We start from the raw sequence: 17,773 nt of genomic DNA on the forward strand, positions 1-17,773 counted from the left end.
CTCAGGTGGTGACGGGTCAGCCGAGCGGGCCGTCACGGTACGCGTGGTCCATGGCCTTGAGTGCGCTGGAGACGCTTGTCGAGCCGGCGAACAGATCGTGAATCTGCTGGAAGTGGGTCTGCTGCACTGCGGAGTTGGGCCAGGTCTGGTCCATGAACGGCACCGTGGTGCCGTTCTTCTGACGGTGGGCGACCTCGGCGACGGCAGGGTCGATCTTGAACGAGGAGTTCGGGATCGCCGGCAACGTGGTGCCCTTGCTGTTGTAGAGGTTCTGTCCTTTCGGGGAGGCCAGGAAGTCCACGAACTCCTTGGCGGTCTTCGCGTGCTCCGTGTGCGCGTTGATGCCGTAAGCCGCCGAGACAGCGGCCGGCATGCGGGTCCGCTTCGGGTCCTCACCGGCCGGGAGCGCGTGCATGACGTAGCTCAGTTCGGGGGCTGCGGATCTGAGCTCGGCGAGGGCGCTTGCGACCTGGACGACGGCCACGGCCTTCCCCGAGGCGACCTGGTCCAGGCTTTCCTCATACGTGGTGCCCAGGGGGTCGGGGCTGAAGCATCCGCGGTCCCCCATCCGCAGATACTTGTCCAGCGCCTCGCGCCAGCCGGACTTGGCGAAGCTGGTACGGCGCAGTGCGATGTCGTCGGCGAATGACGGGTTCTGGGCGTAGACGGTGCCGGCGGCCAGCGCGTAGGAGACGAGCTGGGTGACCCAAGGGGTCTTGTTGCCAAGGGCGAAGAGCACCTTGCCGTGCTGTTGGGCCTTGTCGCACAGGGCGAGCACCTGGGCGAACGTCGTGGGCTCCGTGCCGCCGATGGATGTGAGGGTCTGCTGGGCGTAGATGGCGCCGATGGCGCTGTAACTGGAGGGGACGATCATGACGCTGCCGTGGTCGCCGACCACGGCCTGGACGTCGTCGGGCAGGTTCCAGGCGAATCGGTGCAGGGCGAGATCGTCGAGGTAGCTGCTCTCGGACAGTACGGTGGCTGAGGCCGGGTTGCCACTACCGGGCCAGACGGTGAAGACGTCGGGTGCGTCGCCGCTTTTCAGGTCGCGCGGCAGGGTCTTCTGGAGGGCGTTGGTGTCCTCGTACGTGACGTCGATGGTGACGTCGGGGTGTGCGGTGCGAAAAGCCCGGACAACCGAGGTCATGGCGACTTTGTCCGTGACGTTCGCCTTGATCGTGAGGTCTGGTCCGTGGCTCTGCCCGGAAACGCATCCTGCTGCGGTCACGGTGAGGATGAGCGCTATGGCGCTCCTGGTCAGGCGGCTGGTGCGCGACACGGTTTCTGCTCCTGGGCAGTGGGATGTTCGGGCCTGGCGGGGCAGGGCGACGGGGATCGTGCGGGCCGGCCCTCGGCCGAGGTGCACTCGGTGCGAGGGCCGGCGGGAAAGAGCGGAATCAGTTGATGGTGATCGCGCGCTGGGCAGTGAGATCGCGAGACGAGTGGCCGACAGCGAGGGTGTAGGTACCCGGAGCCAGGGCCCACTTTCCGGACGCCCATACCGTCAGGTCGTCGGCGGGAACGGCGAGTTCGACGCGGGTGCCGGCCTTGGCGGCCAGAGTGACCTTGCGGTACGCGACCAGGCGCCGCGGTTCGGCGGCGGCGCCACTGGGCAAGGTGGCGTAGACCTGGACGACGTCGGTTCCGGCGCGGGACCCGGTGTTGGTGACGGTCACGGCGAGGGTGGCCTGCTGCTTCGCCGGATCCCAGGCGGCTTCGAGGGAACCCAGGGCGAAGGTGGTGTAGGAGAGGCCGTGACCGAAGGGGTACCGGGGAGTCTGGCCCTTGGCGTCGTAGTAGCGGTAGCCGACGGCGGTGCCCTCGTCGAAGGTGACAGTGCCGTTCACGCCGGGGTAGGTGGACTGACTGGTGCCGGGTCCCTGGGTGGCGTCCTTGGGGAAGGTCACGGGCAGGCGGCCGCTGGGGTCGCTGTCGCCGAACAGGACGGCGGCCAGCGCGGTTCCCATGCCTCTGCCTCCGTACCAGGCCTGCAGGACGGCGGCGACGTCGGAGGCCCACGGCATGGCGACCGGGCCGTCCGTGTTGAGGACGACGATGGTGCGGGCGTTGACGGCGGCGACCTGGCTGATGAGCTGGTCCTGATCGCCGGGCAGGCCGAACTGTCCGTGGTCCATGTCCTCACCGGCGACGCGGTTGACGAAGACGATGGCGGCATCCGCTGCTCGGGCGGCGTCCACAGCGGCGGGGATGAGGGAGTCGGGCTGCCATCCCAGGGTGAGGCCGCAGGTGCCGGTGTCGGCGGGCGCGTTGGTGTAGGTGATCTCGATCGGGACGGCGCGGCCCGCGGTCAGTTCCGCGGTGCCGTGCAAGGGATAGTCGTAGGGGCCCAGGAAGAAGCGGCGGCTGTGGCGGGTGCCGGACACGACCGTCTTCGAGTCGAGGGTGAGCTCGGCGGTCCCGGCCGGCAGCAGTGAGAACCGGTGCAGTCCCGTGCTGGTGGGGACGAGCGTGCCGGTCCACTTGGCCGACCAGACGGCGGGGAGACCGTCGATGGGTGCCACGGTGAAGTCGATGGTCTGCGCGGTGGCGGTGGTCAGCAGGGTGCCGTCGGCCTTGTCACCGGCGTAGTAGGCGACGTCGATTCCGGTGGCGCCGGTGGCGGTGCGCAGGACGCCGGCGGGCACGGTGGCGAGCGGGATGTCGCCCTTGGTGCCCTGGGCACTGACGACGCTGATGCTCCCTGCGCGGGCGCGGACGGCCTGGAGCGGCGTGGTCCAGGTGCCGGGGTCGACGTAGCTGGAGCCGGCGATACCGGTGTAGGTGTCGCCGTTGGCGGGGCCGATGACGGCGATCTTCTTGAGGGAGGCGGGCAGCGGAAGTGCGCCGTTACGGTTGGCGAGCAGGACGGTGGAGGCGACGGCGGCCCGGTGGGCGAGGTCCTGGTGAGCCTGGGTGCTGACATTGTCGGCCGGAACGGGCAGCGGGTTGTCGAACAGTCCGGCGGCGTACATGGCGATGAGGATGCGCCGGGCGGCGTCGTTGAGCCGCTCTGTGCTGATCGACCCGTTGGTGAGCTGTCCGACGGTGAGTTTGACGCCCGCCGGGCCGAGCCCCGCCAGATCCATCCCGGCCTTGGCGGCGGCCACCTGGTCGTCGCCGGCCCAGAAGTCGGGGACGGTGTAACCGGCCAGGCCCAGGTCGTTCTTGAGGAGGGTGAACAGGGCCGGGCTCTGGGTCGCGAAGATTCCGTTGATCTTCGGGTAGGCCATCATGACCGAGGTGGTGGGGGCGGCCTTCACGATGCGGCGGAAGGGGCCGCTGTATATCTCGCGCAGAGCGCGGTCGGAGATCTTGGTGTCGGTGAAGAAGCGGTTCGTCTCCTGGGTGTAGGCGGCGAAGTGCTTCACGGTGGCCACGACGTTCTGGCTCTGCATGCCGAGCGTGACGGCTGCGCCGAGCTGCCCGGCGAGGAGCGGGTCCTCGCCCATCCCCTCCGCCTGGCGGCCGAAGTGCCAGGTGCGGGTGATGTCCACGGTCGGGCCGAGCAGATTGTTGTAGCCCTTGGCCCGGCCTTCGGCACCGATCGCGGTACCGATGTCCTTGACCAGCGCCGTGTCGAACGAGGCGGCCTGAGCAAGGGGGACGGGGAAGGCGGTGACGCCCTGCTCGCCGCGCAGTCCGGCCGAGGCGTCGACCATGGCGAGGGCGGGGATCCCCAGGCCGGCCAGGGACGCGAAGTCGCAGCGGATGAGCGCTTCCTTCTGCGCTGCGGTCATCTTGGCCAGGAGGGTGTCGGCCCGGCTCTGCGGGGTGTCGGTTGTCGCGGCACCGGCCGGGCCGGTGAGGAGGAGTGCCATGCCGACCGTGACGGCCGTGAGGGTGGCTGCGGACAGGAAGGTACGTCGATTCACTGGCGGCTCTCCGAAACGGGGTGGCAGCCATTGACCTCGGTCGTCCGCGCAACTCCCCCGCGAATCAAGGGGCGTTGTGCATGCGCCGGGCATGGCCGGAGTGGGTCCGCTGCTGGTAGGCCCGGCAGCGCTCAGAAGCGCCGAGTCGTTTCACAGCCTGCCTGTAACGCCGGGAAGAGGTCGCGCCCCACGACTCAATTCCGCACCGGCAATAGCTGAAAAGGAAACGTCTCAGTCAACGCAGGCGAAATTATGGGACGTTGAACCACCGGTCAACCCACCGGCGGGGAAGTTCTCGACCGGCACCCCTGACCAGGGCTTGTTCAGGGCAGATGCATTGAAGCATTTCAATTCCGAGCCCACGCACGACGCTATCCATCGCGGCGATAAGGGATATTCACTCAGCAGATGGTCCGCCACCCACTGACGTACGGCACGCGCCCTTGCGAGAGGTCAGAACGCGACGGGTCGGTCGAGCTCGACCGCGACGCGCTGAGCGGCTTCCCGCAGCCAGACGTGGGTGAAGTCGTGCGTGTGCAGCGGGTGCCACCACAGCGCTTCCTGAAGCGGGACGGCCTCGTACGGCGGTGGCACCACAGACCCCGTCGTCGCGAAAGAGGTCGGTACGGGGCCTGTCGCCGACCACACCGTGCGGCATCGGCAGACCGTCGGTCGTACTGAGCAGGACGCCGAGGTCCTCTCCGACGGTCGTGGGCGTGCGGGTGAAGCGAAGCCGGACGTGGGGTGCCTGGGCATCGACGGAGCGGCCGAGTGCGGCACCGAAGACAACCACGGCCTCATCGGAGGCGATCAGGGTGAACGTGCGGCTTTCGGTGGCCGAGTCGAAGTCGGCCTGACTGACGTGTCGGCAGTGGTGGGGCGTCGCGCTCTCTCCCCTCTGTCGAGAGCGCGACGCCCACCGGACGGTGGGGAGCGGGGTCAGGTTCGCTCACGCACCGCCGTCCTGATCTCCGCCCCCCTTGCGGGGCGGCTGTGTTGCTGGGCGGCGGAGAGATTCAGGCCGCTTGGTCGCCGGCGGATTCGTTGCTGAGGAGGTGCCGTCCCGGCCCTACACGGATCGGTGGGCGACCAGGCAGTTCGACTGTGCCCTGACAGCCCGCGGGCACAGTCACCGCGGCGCTGAGCACACCGGCGGACAGTTCCCACGCGATCGCGGCCTCACCGTAGGGAGTGGTGTGGCTGGCGCGCGCCCAGGTCAGTCCCGCCCCGGGGCGGGGCCTGAACTCGATGGAGCGGTAGCCGGGTTCGGCCGGCGCGATGCCGGCGACGACACGGTGGAGCCAGTCGGCGACGGCGCCGAGGGCGTAGTGGTTGAAGGAGGTCATGCCGCCCGGGTTGAGGGTGCCGTCCGGGCGCATGCTGTCCCAGCGCTCCCAGATGGTGGTGGCGCCCATGGTCACGGTGTACAGCCACGACGGGCACGCAGTCTGGGTGAGCAGCCGGTAGGCGGTGTCGAGGTGGCCGGTGTCAGTGAGCGCGTCGCAGATCAGTGGGGTACCGACGAAGCCGGTCGCGATCTTGGCGTCGTTCTCGTCGACGAGCTCGGCGAGCCGCTTGCCCGCCTGTGTGCGCTGCTCCTCGGAGCCGAGCAGGTCGAAGACCAGAGCGATCGCGTACGCGGTGGCGCTGTCGCTGGTCATTCGGCCGGACGGCAGGAGGTAGCGACCGCGGAACGCCTCGGCCACCTCGTCGGCCAGAAGGTGGTAGGTGTGCGCGGTGTCGGCCTCGCCCAGTTCGGCCGCGGCGCGGGCCAGGTGGCGCGCGGAGTGCGCGAAGTAGGCGGTGGCGACGAGGTAGCGGTCGGTGCGGGTGGCCGCCGGGTCCTCCGGGGGCGCGGCGGGGTCGAGCCAGTCGCCCAGCTGCTGTCCCTGGTCCCACAGGCGGTTCGGCCCGGCGAGGCGGGTCTGCAGGTCGACCCAGGCGCGGGCCATCGGGAAGTGGCGGCGCAGGAGTTCGAGGTCGCCGAAGCGCTGGTAGAGGACCCAGGGGGTGAGGGTGGCGACGTCGCCCCAGGCGGCGCCGGGCTGGATCGGTGTCCACTGCGGGCCGCCGGGGATGACGGGGACGTACCAGGGGACGGTGCCGTCGGGGAGTTGTTCGACGGCGACGTCGGTGAGCCAGGAGTCGAGCATGCCGGCGCAGTCGTACAGGAAGCTCGCGGTGGGGGCGAAGACCTGGATGTCGCCGGTCCAGCCGAGGCGTTCGTCGCGCTGAGGGCAGTCGGTGGGCAGGTCGACGAAGTTGCCGCGCATGCTCCAGACGACGTTCTCGTGGAGGCGGTTGATCAGGTCGTCGCTGCACTCGAACCATCCGGTGCGCCGCATGTCCGTGTGGTACACCCGTGCCGTTACGTCCTGACCGGTCAACTCGCCCGGCCAGCCGCTGATTTCGGCGTACCGGAAGCCATGCAGGGTGAAGCGCGGTTCCCAGGTGAGCGGGCCCGTGCCGTCGAGGACGAGGGTGTCGATGGAGACGGCTTCGCGCAGCGGGCGGGTGGCGAGTTCGCCGTCCTGGAGGACTTCGGCGTGGCGCAGGGTGATGCGGGTTCCGCGGGGACCGTCCGGGGTGATCCGCAGTCGGCCGACGAGGTTCTGGCCGAAGTCGAGCAGATGGCGTCCGTCGGCGGTGCGGGTGATGCGGGTCGGGCGGATTTCCTGGGTGCAGCGCACGGGTGAGGTCTGCGGGGCGATCAGGGTGGCGGGGTCGCGGTGGTGAACGGCGACGGGCTGCCAGGCGGTGTCGGTGTGGTGCGGGGTGGACCAGGCGGCTTCGTCGAGGCGGGCGTCGTAGGTCTCGCCCTCGTACAGGCCGGCGGTGAGGATGGGGCTGGGGGCGGCCTGCCAGGTGGCGTCGGTCCCGATGGTCGTGGTGCTGGAGTCGAGGTGGGTGATCTCCAGTTGGGCGATCAGGGACTGGTCGGTTCCGTAGAGGTCCCGGGTGCCGCCGTCGAAGCCGATGCGGCCCCGGTACCAGCCGTCGCCGAGCCAGGCGCCGATGGTGTTGGCGCCGTCGGTGAGGTGGTCGGTGACGTCGTAGGTGTAGTAGCGCAGCCGCTGACCGTAGACGGTCCAGCCGGGCGAGAGGGTGTCGTCGCCGACGCGCCGTCCGTTGATCTCGGCTTCGTAGAGGCCATGGGCGGTGATGTACAGGCGGGCGTGGGCGACGGGCTTGGTGAGGGTGAAGTCCTTGCGGACGCGGGCGGGACGGCGGTCGGTGTCGGGGGCCTCCTCCCAGGCGGCGCCGACGGGCCGGGCGGACCAGTCGGCGGGCGTGAGCAGTCCGGCTTCGACGGTGGAGGGGGCGCTCCACGGGGACGGTTCGTCGTGGCCGGCGGTCCAGACGCGAACGCGGACGGTGGCGCGTTCGCGCGATTTCAGGGGTGTGGTGGGCCAGGGGGCGAGGAGTTGGTGGTCGGTGTCGATACGGCCGGTGCGGTGGACGGTGCCGGCGCGGTCGATCTCGAGTTCGTACGCCTCCTGTGAGGTGGTGAGGTCGGGTAGCTGCCAGGACAGTCGGGGGGCGGGGGTGCCGGTCCCGAGTCCGTCACGCAGGTGCTCGAACGTGACGGGGGTGGGCAGAGAGGTCACGAAGGGGGCCTTTCAAGAGATGGGCGTCGATCACCAGGGGCGGTGGTGATCAGCCCTTGACGGCGCCGGACGTGAGGCCCTTCATCACCTTCTGGTTGAGGAAGAGGTAGATCACGAGCGTGCCGAAGACGTTGATGCAGATCGCGGCGAACAGCGGGCCGTACTGGGTGGCGCCGAAGTCACCGGTGAAGTTGAGCAGGCCGACCTGGATGGTGCGCAGATCCTGGTTGTTGGTGAAGGTGAGGGCGATGAGGAGGTCGTTCCAGATGAAGAAGAACTGGACGAGACCGACGGTGAGGAGGGCGTTGCGGACCAGGGGCAGGCTGATGGTCCAGAACGCGCGCAGGATGCCGGCGCCGTCGATGGTGGCCGCCTCGAACAGTTCCCGGGGCACGCTGCGGTAGTACGTGGCCATCATGAAGACCGTCAGAGGCAGACCGGTGCCGGTGTACGTGAGGATGAGCGGCCACAAGGTGCCGGACAGGCCGGTCTGGAAGTAGACGGTGAACAGCGGCAGCAGGATCATCTGCGGGGGCACCATCATGCCCGCGAGGAAGACCAGCAGGGTGAGGTTGCGACCCTTCCAGACCATGACCTGGAGGGCGAAGCCGGCGGCGGTGCCGAGGAGCAGCATGAGGGCGAGCGCGGGCACGACGGCCAGGACGCTGTTCTTGACGTAGAGGCCGATGTTTCCGGTCGTCCAGGCGTCCGCGTAGTTGCCCCACTCCCAGTGGGTGGGCAGGCTCCAGGTGGAGTGGTTGAGGTAGTCGCTGTTGGACTTGAGCGACGTGAGGAACATCCAGATCAGCGGGTAGATCTCGACGATCAGCAGCAGCGCGATGACGATCTTGACCCAGAGGCGGGTGCCTCCGGGACGCGAGGTGCGGCGCGGGGCGCGGGCGGCGGGAGGTTCGCTGGTGCCCGTGGCCGTGGCGGGGTGGGTGGTGTCGAGGGCCATGGGCTTCAGTCCTTTGTGAGGTCGCGCCGCGAGGCACGGAAGACGACCAGGGTCACCATCAGGCAGACGACGGTGAGCAGCAGGGCGATGGTGCTGCCGTAGCCGTAGTCGCTGTAGGTGAACGACGTCTGGAACATGTAGAGCGTCAGCGGGGAGGTGCTGTTGCCGGGTCCGCCGTTGGTCAGGGCGATGATCGAGTCGAAGGCCTTGAGGGTGCCGTTGATGCTGAAGATCAGCGAGGACATGAGCACCGGGAAGGACATCGGCAGCACGATGTGGCGGATCAGGCGCAGGCCGGACGCGCCGTCCAGGCGGGCGGATTCGAGGACCTCGTCGGGGATGTCGACGAGTCCGGCGAAGAGCAGCACGGCGTAGAAGCCCATGGACCGCCAGATGTCCATCACGATCAGCACCCAGAAGGCGTGTCCTGAGCTGCCGAAGAAGTCGATGGATTCGATGCCGACGGCGTTGAGCAGGGAGTTGACCGGGCCGGTCTGCGGGCCGACCTGGAAGAGGTTCTTGAAGAGCAGGCCGACGGCGACGGTGGGCAGCACGACCGGGAAGAAGACGAGGGTACGGATGAGCGCGGACGCCTTCTTGAGGAAGAAGACGTACAGCAGGGCCAGGAGGTAGCCGGCGACGACCTGGCCGACGGTGACGGTGACCGCGTACTTGGCGGTGAACCACAAGGCGTGGCGGACGTCGGGGTCGGTGAACAGGCGGTGGAAGTTGTCCAGGCCGTTGCCGGTGAACCCGTCGATCGTGTTGCCCTTGGTGAAGCTGTATCCCAGTGACCACAGTGTCGGGACGAGCATGATCAGGGAGTAGACGAGCAGGGCGGGGCCGAGCAGGATCAGGACGGCCCGGCGGTCACCGAGTACGCGGTGCATGGGTGGAGTCCACTTCGTGAGGGTGGCGGTGGGGCGGGAGGGGACGGTTCGGACCCGGTGGGTCTGAACCGTCAGTGGGTGTGCCTCACTCGCTCTTCAGTGCGTCCTGCACGGTCTGCATGAACTGCTGGGGGCTCATGGTTCCGTTGACCAGGCTCGCCGCGTTGGTCTGGCTGACGGTGGTGGCCTTGGTGCTGAAGAGGGCCTCGAACCACAGGACGTTCTGCTGGGAGTCGCTGATGGTCCTGCGGACCTTGCCGGCGACGGCGTTGGCGTCCTTGACCTCGGAGTTGGTCTTGAAGCCCGAGATGGATCCCTGGTCCTTCAGGGCGGTGCTGCCGTAGTTCTTGGCGATGCAGGTGACCCAGTCGCCGGTCTTGGCGTCGATGTTCTTGCCCAGGGTGATGCCGAGGCCGACGTTGGACGGGTACTGGTCGATGGAGCCCTTGCCGCCGCTCACGGCGGGGAACGGCATGAAGCCGATGTTGTCGGCGCCGACGGTGTTCGCCTTCTTGTCGGCGATGTTGGTCAGGGCCCAGCTGCCCATGTAGAACATGGCGGCCTTGCCGGTGAGGAACTGGTTGATGGCGGTGTCGTAGTCGATGGAGCCGACGCCCTTGCCGAAGTAGCCCTTCTTGCCGAGATCGGCTATCTCCTGGGCGGCCTTCACGTACGGGGGGTCGGTGAGCTTGGCCTTGCCGTCCTTGACGGCCTGGAGGGCGTCGGGGCCGAGGCTGCGGTAGAGGTAGCCGCTGATGAGGCGGGTCAGCGGCCAGCCCTGCTGGCCGGAGGCGGAGAACGGCTGGACGCCCTTGGTCTCGAGCTTGGCCGCGGCGGCGGTCAGTTCGGCCCAGGTGCCGGGCTCGGTGATGCCGTCCTTGGCGAAGATCTTCTTGTTGTAGAAGATCCCCTCGATGTTGTACTCGTACGGCAGGACCTCCATCTTGCCGCCGTACAGGGCCTTGATGGTCGAGATCGCTCCCGGCTGGATCTGGTCAAGGACACCGAGCTTGTCGAGTTCCTTCTCCAGGTCGGCGATCTTGCCGGACTTGTAGAGCTTGTCGGTCAGGGCAGGGGCGTTGCCCGCGGCGAACTGGACGGGCAGGGCGTTCTGTCCGGCCAGCAGTTGCAGCTTCTGGTCCAGACCCGTCTGAGGCACGCTTTCGACCTTCAGCGGCAGCGCCTTGTTCTCGTCCGCGCAAGCTCCCTTGGACAAGGTGCCCAGCGCGGTCTTCACCGTGGCGTTCTCGTTGACGGTGAGGTAGCTGAAGTTCTTGGGAGCAGAGGTGGATCCGCCCCCGGTGCCCCCGCACGCGGCGGTGAAGAGGGCCAGGACGGCGGTGCTCGCGGTCAGGCCGGCGAGGCGGGCCCTTCTGGCGGCGGACGAGTCGGTGTTCACGGCATGCTCCCAGTCATCGTTGAACGGAGGGTGCGGCGAGGCCTGCGGGAAGAGGCGGATCCTCGACAGAGCGTGTGTATAACGTTCTCCACGCGAAGTGCGACCACAGTGCACGCCGCTGGCGCGGACGTCAAGACATGACGCCGTAACATCGGAGAAAGCCCACGCACATCTGGCGCCCACGGGCAGGAATCGTGTAGACCGTTACATCATCGAGTGAGAGTGTGAGGGACCCGCAGCATGCCGGAGCCGGAACAGAAGAAGCGTGTGACCATCACCGACGTCGCACGACACGCAGGGGTGTCCACGGCGGCGGTGTCCAAGGTGCTCCGCAATGCGTATGGGGTCAGCGCGGTGATGCAGGAGAAAGTCCGCGCCTCCATGGCCGCCCTGGAGTACCGTCCCCATGCCGCCGCGCGCGGCATGCGCGGTCGCACCTACACGATCGGCGTGCTGCTCGACAACATCCGCAACACCTTCTTCGCCGACATCCTCGACGGGGTACGCGACCAGCTGCGCGAGTCCGACTACACCGTCATGATCGGCGCCGCCGGCTTCGGCGCACAGGACCAAGGCAAGGTCATCCGCTCGATGGTCGACCGGCAGATGGACGGCCTGATCCTGATCGCGCCCGGCACCCCGCGCGAGGAAGTCCTCGCCGTCGCTCGCACCACCCCGACCGTGGTCATCGGCCACCATGACACCTGCGACGACCACGATTCAGTCGCCGACGCCGATGCGGCCGGCGCAGGCCTCGTGGTCGACCACTTGGTGGAGCTCGGCCACCGTGACATCGCCCTGGTCTCCTCCCCCGGCACCCGTGCCAGCCACTGGAAGCAGACCCCTGAGATCGAACTGACCCGCGGCTACACGCACGCCATGGAACGCCACGGGCTCCTCAGCCACGCCCAGGTCTGCAAGTCCGCCTACTCCGACGAAGGCGGCCACAAAGCCGGACTGAGCTTGCTGTCGTCGACCACCCGACGGCCCACCGCCATCATGGCGGGCGCCGATGTAGCCGCCCTCGGCGTCTGGCGCGCCGCCCATGAGCTCGGCATGCGCGTTCCCCAGGATGTCTCGATCGTCGGCTACAACAACACCGCTGTCGCCGACCTCGCCACCGTCCAGCTCACCAGCGTCGACCAAGCCGGGCACGACATGGGCGCCACCGCCGCCCGCCTGCTCATCGAGCGAGTCGAGGGCCAACGCGACCGCGCCGTCCAAGCCACCATGACCCCCCGGCTCGTGGTGCGCGCCAGCACCGCCGCCCGCTCCGGCAGCTCCTGAACGGACGCGGCAACCAAGCCTAGGAAACACTCGTGAAGCAACGTGTGGGCATGGTCGACGTCGCTCGTGAGGCCGGCGTCTCCCTCGGCACCGTCTCCAACGTCTACAACCAGCCCGAACGGGTCGCCGCGGACACGCGGCTGCGCGTCCAAGCCGCCATCGATCGCCTCGGCTACGTACGCAGCGAGACCGCCCGGGTGCTACGCGGGCGCCCCTCCCGCATCATGGCCGTCATCGTGCACGACTTGGCCAACCCCTTCTGCATCGCACTGGTACAGGGCGCGGAGCAAGCCGCCCGCCGGGCCGGGCTAGGCGTCATGGTCTGCAACAGTGCCGGGAACCCTGCCGAGGAGGCCCGCTACGCCTCCCTGCTGGTCGAACACCGCATCCGCGGGGCGCTCATCGCCCCGACCGACTCCTCCGGACGCTCGATCGCTGCGATGCGGCGCAGCCAGATCCCACTGGTAGTGATCGACGACAACGAGACCAGCCGGGACGCCTGCTCGGTAGCTGTCGACGACGTCCTCGGCGGCGAGTTGGCGATCGGCCACCTCTTGGCCGCAGGCCACCGCAACATCGTGTTCGTTGGCGGTCCGCTCCGTCTACCGCAGATACAAGCCCGCAGCCGGGGCTCGCTCAAGGCCCTGGCCCAAGCGCGGCTACCGGCCTCTACCGTCACCGACCTCAGCTGCGAAGAGATGACGTTTGCCGCCGGCCGGGACGCCGCCGCCCGAATTCTGGGCATGCACGCTCGCCCCACCGGAATCTTCTGCGCAAACGACCTTCTGGCCACCGGAGTGTTGCAGGCCCTGTTCGAAACCGGCATCCGCGTTCCTCGAGACATCGCGCTCATCGGCTACGACGACATCGACCACGCGGCGGCCGCGGCAGTCCCACTCACCTCAGTGCGACGCCCAGCCCGCCTCATGGGCACCCGCGCAGCCAACCTCCTCATCGAGGAGACCTCATCCGCTTCCACCACCGAGCACACTCACCAGCAGGTCACCCTTCGCCCGGAACTCGTTGTGCGCCGCTCGTCCACCATGCCCCCACGACCGAAGGAGTAGCCCCGGCACGCAGCTCGGCGAGTTCGTCAGCGTGGCGCACTTCTGCGGGCGAGCGCTGCAGGCGGTGCGGGTGCGGGTGGCTCACTGTGGTCATGGCGGGGCTCACTTGGCGGTGATGTCGGTCAGGTCGGCGAGAATCTCGGAGGCGATGACAGGGTCGATCTCGGCGAGGCGGTGCGGGTAGGTGTGGTTGGGCCAGTAGTCGCCGGGGGCGGCGTCGATCCATATCGTCTCGAGGGTCTGGTCGGGGAACTCGTCGACCATGCCGACGGCGATGCCCTCGTCGAGGGCGATGACGAGGTGGCGGTCGCGGGTGATCGGGCGGGAGAACCAGCGTTCCACGCCGTTGTCCTCGGGCGTGCCGCGTTCCCAGCCGCGCTTGGTGAGGCCGAGGAGTTTGCCAACGGGGACAGTGACGCCCTCGAAGCGGGTCAGCCGGTGCCCGGTGGCCTCCTCATCGGTGAAGGCGTGCACAGGGCGTCCCAGCTGCGGGAAGGGCTGGAGGATCGCGTAGTCGGCGAAGAGGTCGGCCCAGGCCTCGAGTTCGTCTCCCAGATGGAGGGGGTGGGCGAGGCGCACGGTGGCGTCGGCGTGCAGGGTCCATGCGTCGTCGTGGACGTCGGCGAAGGTGAGGTCCTCGGCGACACGGAACGAGGTCACCATGCCGTCGCCGTCGCCGAGCCAGACCAGGCGGCGCACCAAGTGGCGCAGAAGGGGGTGTTGGACGAGCAGTTCGCGGAACTCGGCGGCGGTCCAGGAGCGGCCGGTGACCATGGCGGCCTCCAGGCGGCGCAGCTGATCGGAGGCAGTGGTCCGGACCTCCTTCTTGAGGGCGGCGAACCGCTTGCGCTCGGCGGGAGCGAGTTCCGGGTCGTCCTTGACGCCTGGGGCCGGCAGAGCCTTGCGGAGCTTGCCGGACTCGTCGTGGACACAGGGGCGGAGCTGTTCGTCGAAGGTGACGGTGAAGCGGCGCGGGCCGTAGTCGATGACGGTGCTGCCGTCGTCGGCGAGGCCGAGGTCGGGGACCAGACGGTCGGCGAGCTGGTCGGTGGTGAGGCCGAGTCCTTCGGCGACCTCGTCGATCTTCTCCCGGGCTCGCTTCTTGAGTGCCTTGAACGGAACGCGCTGGGAGATGCCGTGCAGATGGCTCAGGGCGGTGTCGGTGCCGATCGCGGCGAGGACGGTGAGGCCCTCGACGGCGCGGTGGTGGGCGTTCTCACCGGGCCAGGCACGCACGAGGGGGGCGAGTCGGCGGACGGTTTCGTCGTCGCCGAGGAGGCCGAGGGCGTGGAGGGCCCAGCTGTCCTTGGCCTGCATGCCGTGGAACCGCCACGTCTCGAAGAGAGCCCAGGCGAACTCGGCGAGGGAGTCGGCGTCGCAGTGCTCGGTGACGGTGGCGAGGCCGGGGTAGACGTCACCGGGCTTGGAGATCTGCAGCATGGTCGTCACGTGGCGGACGGCTTCGGCGGGCAGGGCACCGCGGCCGCCGGTGAGCCGGATCTGCGGGAACAGGGCGGGGTCGGCCCAGGTGCAGGGGGACGGCATCCTCGCCGGGAGGGCGGTCTCCAGCGGATCGCCGGCGAGGAGGTCGGCGACGATCTCCTCGGCCTCCGCGCCACAGGCGGCGGCGATCCCCCGTACGGCCTCGGCGCCCAACTCTGCGGCGAGTTGCCGCAGGGCCTGTTCGGCGTGGTTGCAGGGCGTGCCCGCCGGGCCGACGGCGTCGGGAACGAGGAGGGCGGCCGCGGCCCGGCCGTGGCGTCGGAGCCAGGCGAGAACCGTGGGCCTCAGCGACTGGCGGCGTACCAGCCACTCGGCCATCTGCCGGGCCACCTCGACGCTGCGGTAGGGCAGCAGCAGGCCGCAGGCTGTGGCCGGGTAGCGGGCGGCGAGCCGGCTCACCATCGGCAGGGCGTGCAGACCGTGGCGTGCCACAACGGGCCTGAGGTAGTTCTCGGTGTCCCAGACGTGCTCGGGGGCGAAGGCGTCGAGAAGGGGGCGTACGACGTCCTCGGGGCCGGTGGTGAAAAGGCGGGCGGCGCGGATGTCGCCCCGCCACGTCCCCTGCTGCATCTGCTGGATCTCGCGGGACCAGTTGTGCTCGCGCCACCAGGGGGTCTCGGCGACGACGGTGGCCGCCCAGGCCTCCTGCTCCCCGGGCTTCCAGTCGACCTCGGCCTGCGGCGCCCCAAGGACGTCACGGGCCACGCGGGCCTTGCGGCCGGTGCGCTTCCGGGTCCACGGCGGGGCGACCAGCAGGGCGGGGAGCGCCTCCGCAGGCGCTTCCGCGTCCCGTTCGCCCCGCTTCAGCAGCGGGGCGACGACGGCCGCGGACGCCTCGGGCAAGGCGGACAGCGTCTCCTTCGTGAGCTCCGGGTGAGTCACCACGTGCAGGGGCAGCAACATCCGGGAGAGGGAAGCCTGTTCGCTGTCGCCCGCTGCGGCGGCGGAGAGCAGCCGCAGGGCCCGCCGCGGGTAGCGGTTCATGGCGTCGAGCAGGGCGGGGCGGACATGGCGATCGACCCCCTTCTTCAGCAACAGGCGGAAGGCGTCGTCGGTGGGCAGTTCGGCGACCCAGCCCGCGACATCCCGGTGTCTGTCAGATCCGTAGGCTCCGGCGAACGCGTCCTCCAGCAGGGACCCGACGGCGGGACCGAGCCGATTCGCGAGGGTGGCGAGCAACGGGAGGTTCCAGCCGTTCCAGCCGAGTCGTGCTTCTTCCCCGATGCGGGCGATCTGCTGCGGCCGGTACAGGGAGAGAAGAAGCATGCGCCGCAGGACGGAGTCGTTCGGTATCGGGCCCTCGCAGCACTCGTCGACCCAGGCATGCTCCCCGGGTACCAGGTAGGAGACCACGATGCGGCGCTCGGCGCTGTCCCGGTGGCCAGCGAGAGCCTCGACGGTCCGCCGTCGGGTCTCCTCGTCGACCGCCGCGAGCAGGTCCCGGATACGGGCGGCGGTCTCCTGCACGTAGTAGGTCGGGTAACCGGTCGCTCTCCGCAGCGCCGCGTCGTACCGTCGGGAACCTGCCTGCATGTAATGGGGGTTGACGCATCCCAGCTCCACGACGGCACGGGCGGCGAACGGCAGGCCGTGTTCGGTCACGCAGGCGTCGACGAGCACGTCCACCATCGTGTAGTGCCAGCCAACGGCGATCTCCACTGCGGCTCCGAGCGGAGAGGGACTGCCCTCCCGATGGGCCCGGCCCTCCTTCACCAGCTCCGGGTCGCTGCCGGAGGAGGAGAACATCTCCTCGAACCAGGCCGCCTCCTGCGCGTAGCGGCGAGCGGCCTTCTCCACCGCGTCCTCGGCCGGCTTCGCGGCGGCCCGGAGCACGGGCAGGGCCCGCAGCCAGGCAGCGGGCATCTCGAACCGGTCCTCGTCGGCAGTTTTCTGGTGCATGACGCCGTTCCTCCCCGTCACCCGTTGCACGGGGACCTCATGAGCAGTTAGCGATCACGCTAGACCTCGGCACTGACAACGGTCGCGCCCGGGCAGCGGCACATCCGCATCGCAGGATCCCCTGCCCCTCACGATCAACTCTCCTGTGCTGCTCCCGCTTTCGACCTGCATCAGGTGTGCAGGGCACTACCTCACCGCAGATCGCCTCCTGTACCGATCCCGGCACCGGCGAGGTGTGTGCGACCGGAAGGCCAACGGGGGCTCCGCTTGGCTGTACGAGGCAGGCCAACGGGCCGACGAGCGACTGACACTGCCCCGCTCGGACCTCGCGCGAGGATGCTCCGGTCGCCGCCGTGGAGGAAGTCGGCCCATACGAACGGAGCCGGGAGAGCTCGACGCCTCCCAGCGGACAGGCGCGCACCACGCTTACGGGATACAGGGACGCAGGTGGGCCGCCGATGCGTCTTCATCGGCAAGGATGAAGCGTGCTGGCCAGGTGTCCACGATCGAGGGGAAGGCTCACACCTGACCTTGACCTGAGCCGGGCACCTTTCCTCACTTGGTGCGGCCGGAGATCACTCCTCTTCACGGATGCCGCGGAACTATCCGAGGAACGACAGCCGGACCTGACGGTCCGTGTTGCTCGTGTTCGTGTCCGCGAAACCCAGTTGAGACAACGGTCAGCGTAGCCGTGGACTGTGCACGACCGCTGTGTACTTCCTTCGGGACGGCGAGGATGATCTTCTGTCGTTGCTGCCTGCCGTCGTGCGGACACCGGTCCGGCTAATTCAGCCCATCGATCTGTGCGATGTTGTTAAGGAAGAGCTGAACCAGGTCGGCCTCAGAAGCGGTCGGCACGACCGCATCCGGGAGATCGCTCTCCATTCCCCACTCCGTGTTGAAGGAGATGGCGGTCCCCTGAGGGACAACAGCAGCACGCAGCCACTGCACAAACTCCGCCGCCCGGTGGGCGGTGCAGCTCTGGACCGCGACGCCCTCGGGGTCGAGTTTGGCCATGCCCTCGATGTCCTCCTCGCCCAGAGCGGCCTCAAAGAACATGAACGGGCCGCCACCCGGCACGTCGGCTCGTGGGTATTCAGTCCGGGTGAACGAATCGGGGTCGAGTTCCACGGGCGAGGCCACCGGACCGTCCGCGTACAGCAACGCGTCCACGAGCTCGGGCAGTTCGTCTCCGCGCGCGGTCAGACAGTCGAATAGGTCCTCCCGGGAGCGTGACGCGTGCGCGAACGCCTACGCCGGAACGGCATCAGGCAGCAGACTCACCTTCAC

The 17,773-nt window shown here is 68.8% G+C and carries 10 protein-coding genes and 1 pseudogene; 2 read left to right on the forward strand and 9 right to left on the reverse strand.

From position 1 onward, the window contains the following. Positions 1–16 precede the first annotated feature (16 nt). From V2W30_RS04840 to V2W30_RS04870, 7 genes are all read right to left on the reverse strand, one after another. Positions 17–1,366: an ABC transporter substrate-binding protein gene (locus tag V2W30_RS04840; protein WP_338693925.1), complete on the reverse strand. Its 1,350-nt coding sequence runs from the start codon at positions 1,364–1,366 to the stop codon at positions 17–19. Positions 1,367–1,397: 31 nt separating this feature from the next. After that, the gene (locus V2W30_RS04845; protein WP_338693927.1) at positions 1,398–3,872 is read right to left on the reverse strand and encodes a beta-glucosidase H; all 2,475 of its coding nucleotides are present in this window, start codon (positions 3,870–3,872) and stop codon (positions 1,398–1,400) included. Positions 3,873–4,325: 453 nt separating this feature from the next. After that, positions 4,326–4,466, reverse strand: coding sequence for a hypothetical protein (locus V2W30_RS04850; protein WP_338693929.1), 141 nt, complete (start codon positions 4,464–4,466; stop codon positions 4,326–4,328). A 422-nt stretch (positions 4,467–4,888) separates the two neighbouring features. After that, positions 4,889–7,480 (reverse strand): family 78 glycoside hydrolase catalytic domain, encoded by a 2,592-nt coding sequence (locus tag V2W30_RS04855; protein ID WP_338693931.1) that lies wholly within the window; start codon positions 7,478–7,480, stop codon positions 4,889–4,891. A 49-nt stretch (positions 7,481–7,529) separates the two neighbouring features. Beyond that, positions 7,530–8,438 (reverse strand): carbohydrate ABC transporter permease, encoded by a 909-nt coding sequence (locus tag V2W30_RS04860; RefSeq protein WP_338693933.1) that lies wholly within the window; start codon positions 8,436–8,438, stop codon positions 7,530–7,532. A 5-nt stretch (positions 8,439–8,443) separates the two neighbouring features. Continuing rightward, the gene (locus tag V2W30_RS04865; RefSeq protein WP_338693935.1) at positions 8,444–9,328 is read right to left on the reverse strand and encodes a sugar ABC transporter permease; all 885 of its coding nucleotides are present in this window, start codon (positions 9,326–9,328) and stop codon (positions 8,444–8,446) included. Between the two features lie 85 nt (positions 9,329–9,413). Beyond that, positions 9,414–10,727: an ABC transporter substrate-binding protein gene (locus V2W30_RS04870; protein ID WP_338693937.1), complete on the reverse strand. Its 1,314-nt coding sequence runs from the start codon at positions 10,725–10,727 to the stop codon at positions 9,414–9,416. A 240-nt stretch (positions 10,728–10,967) separates the two neighbouring features. On the opposite strand from V2W30_RS04870, the gene V2W30_RS04875 reads away from it, so the two are divergent. Together V2W30_RS04875 and V2W30_RS04880 are read left to right on the forward strand one after the other, a co-directional pair. Then, entirely contained in the window at positions 10,968–12,014 is a 1,047-nt protein-coding gene (locus tag V2W30_RS04875; RefSeq protein WP_338693939.1) for a LacI family DNA-binding transcriptional regulator, read from the forward strand. 32 nt (positions 12,015–12,046) lie between these two features. Beyond that, positions 12,047–13,081, forward strand: coding sequence for a LacI family DNA-binding transcriptional regulator (locus V2W30_RS04880; RefSeq protein WP_338693941.1), 1,035 nt, complete (start codon positions 12,047–12,049; stop codon positions 13,079–13,081). A 102-nt stretch (positions 13,082–13,183) separates the two neighbouring features. Here V2W30_RS04880 and V2W30_RS04885 read toward each other — a convergent pair whose 3' ends face one another. Continuing rightward, positions 13,184–16,483, reverse strand: a complete 3,300-nt coding sequence (locus V2W30_RS04885; protein WP_338693942.1) for a DUF4132 domain-containing protein — start codon at positions 16,481–16,483, stop codon at positions 13,184–13,186. Positions 16,484–17,605: 1,122 nt separating this feature from the next. Next, positions 17,606–17,767, reverse strand: a pseudogene (locus V2W30_RS04895) (NF041680 family putative transposase); the annotation flags it as partial. Positions 17,768–17,773: the final 6 nt, after the last annotated feature.

Origin of the sequence: Streptomyces sp. Q6, assembly GCF_036967205.1 — a bacterium.
GTDB lineage: Bacteria > Actinomycetota > Actinomycetes > Streptomycetales > Streptomycetaceae > Streptomyces > Streptomyces citrinus.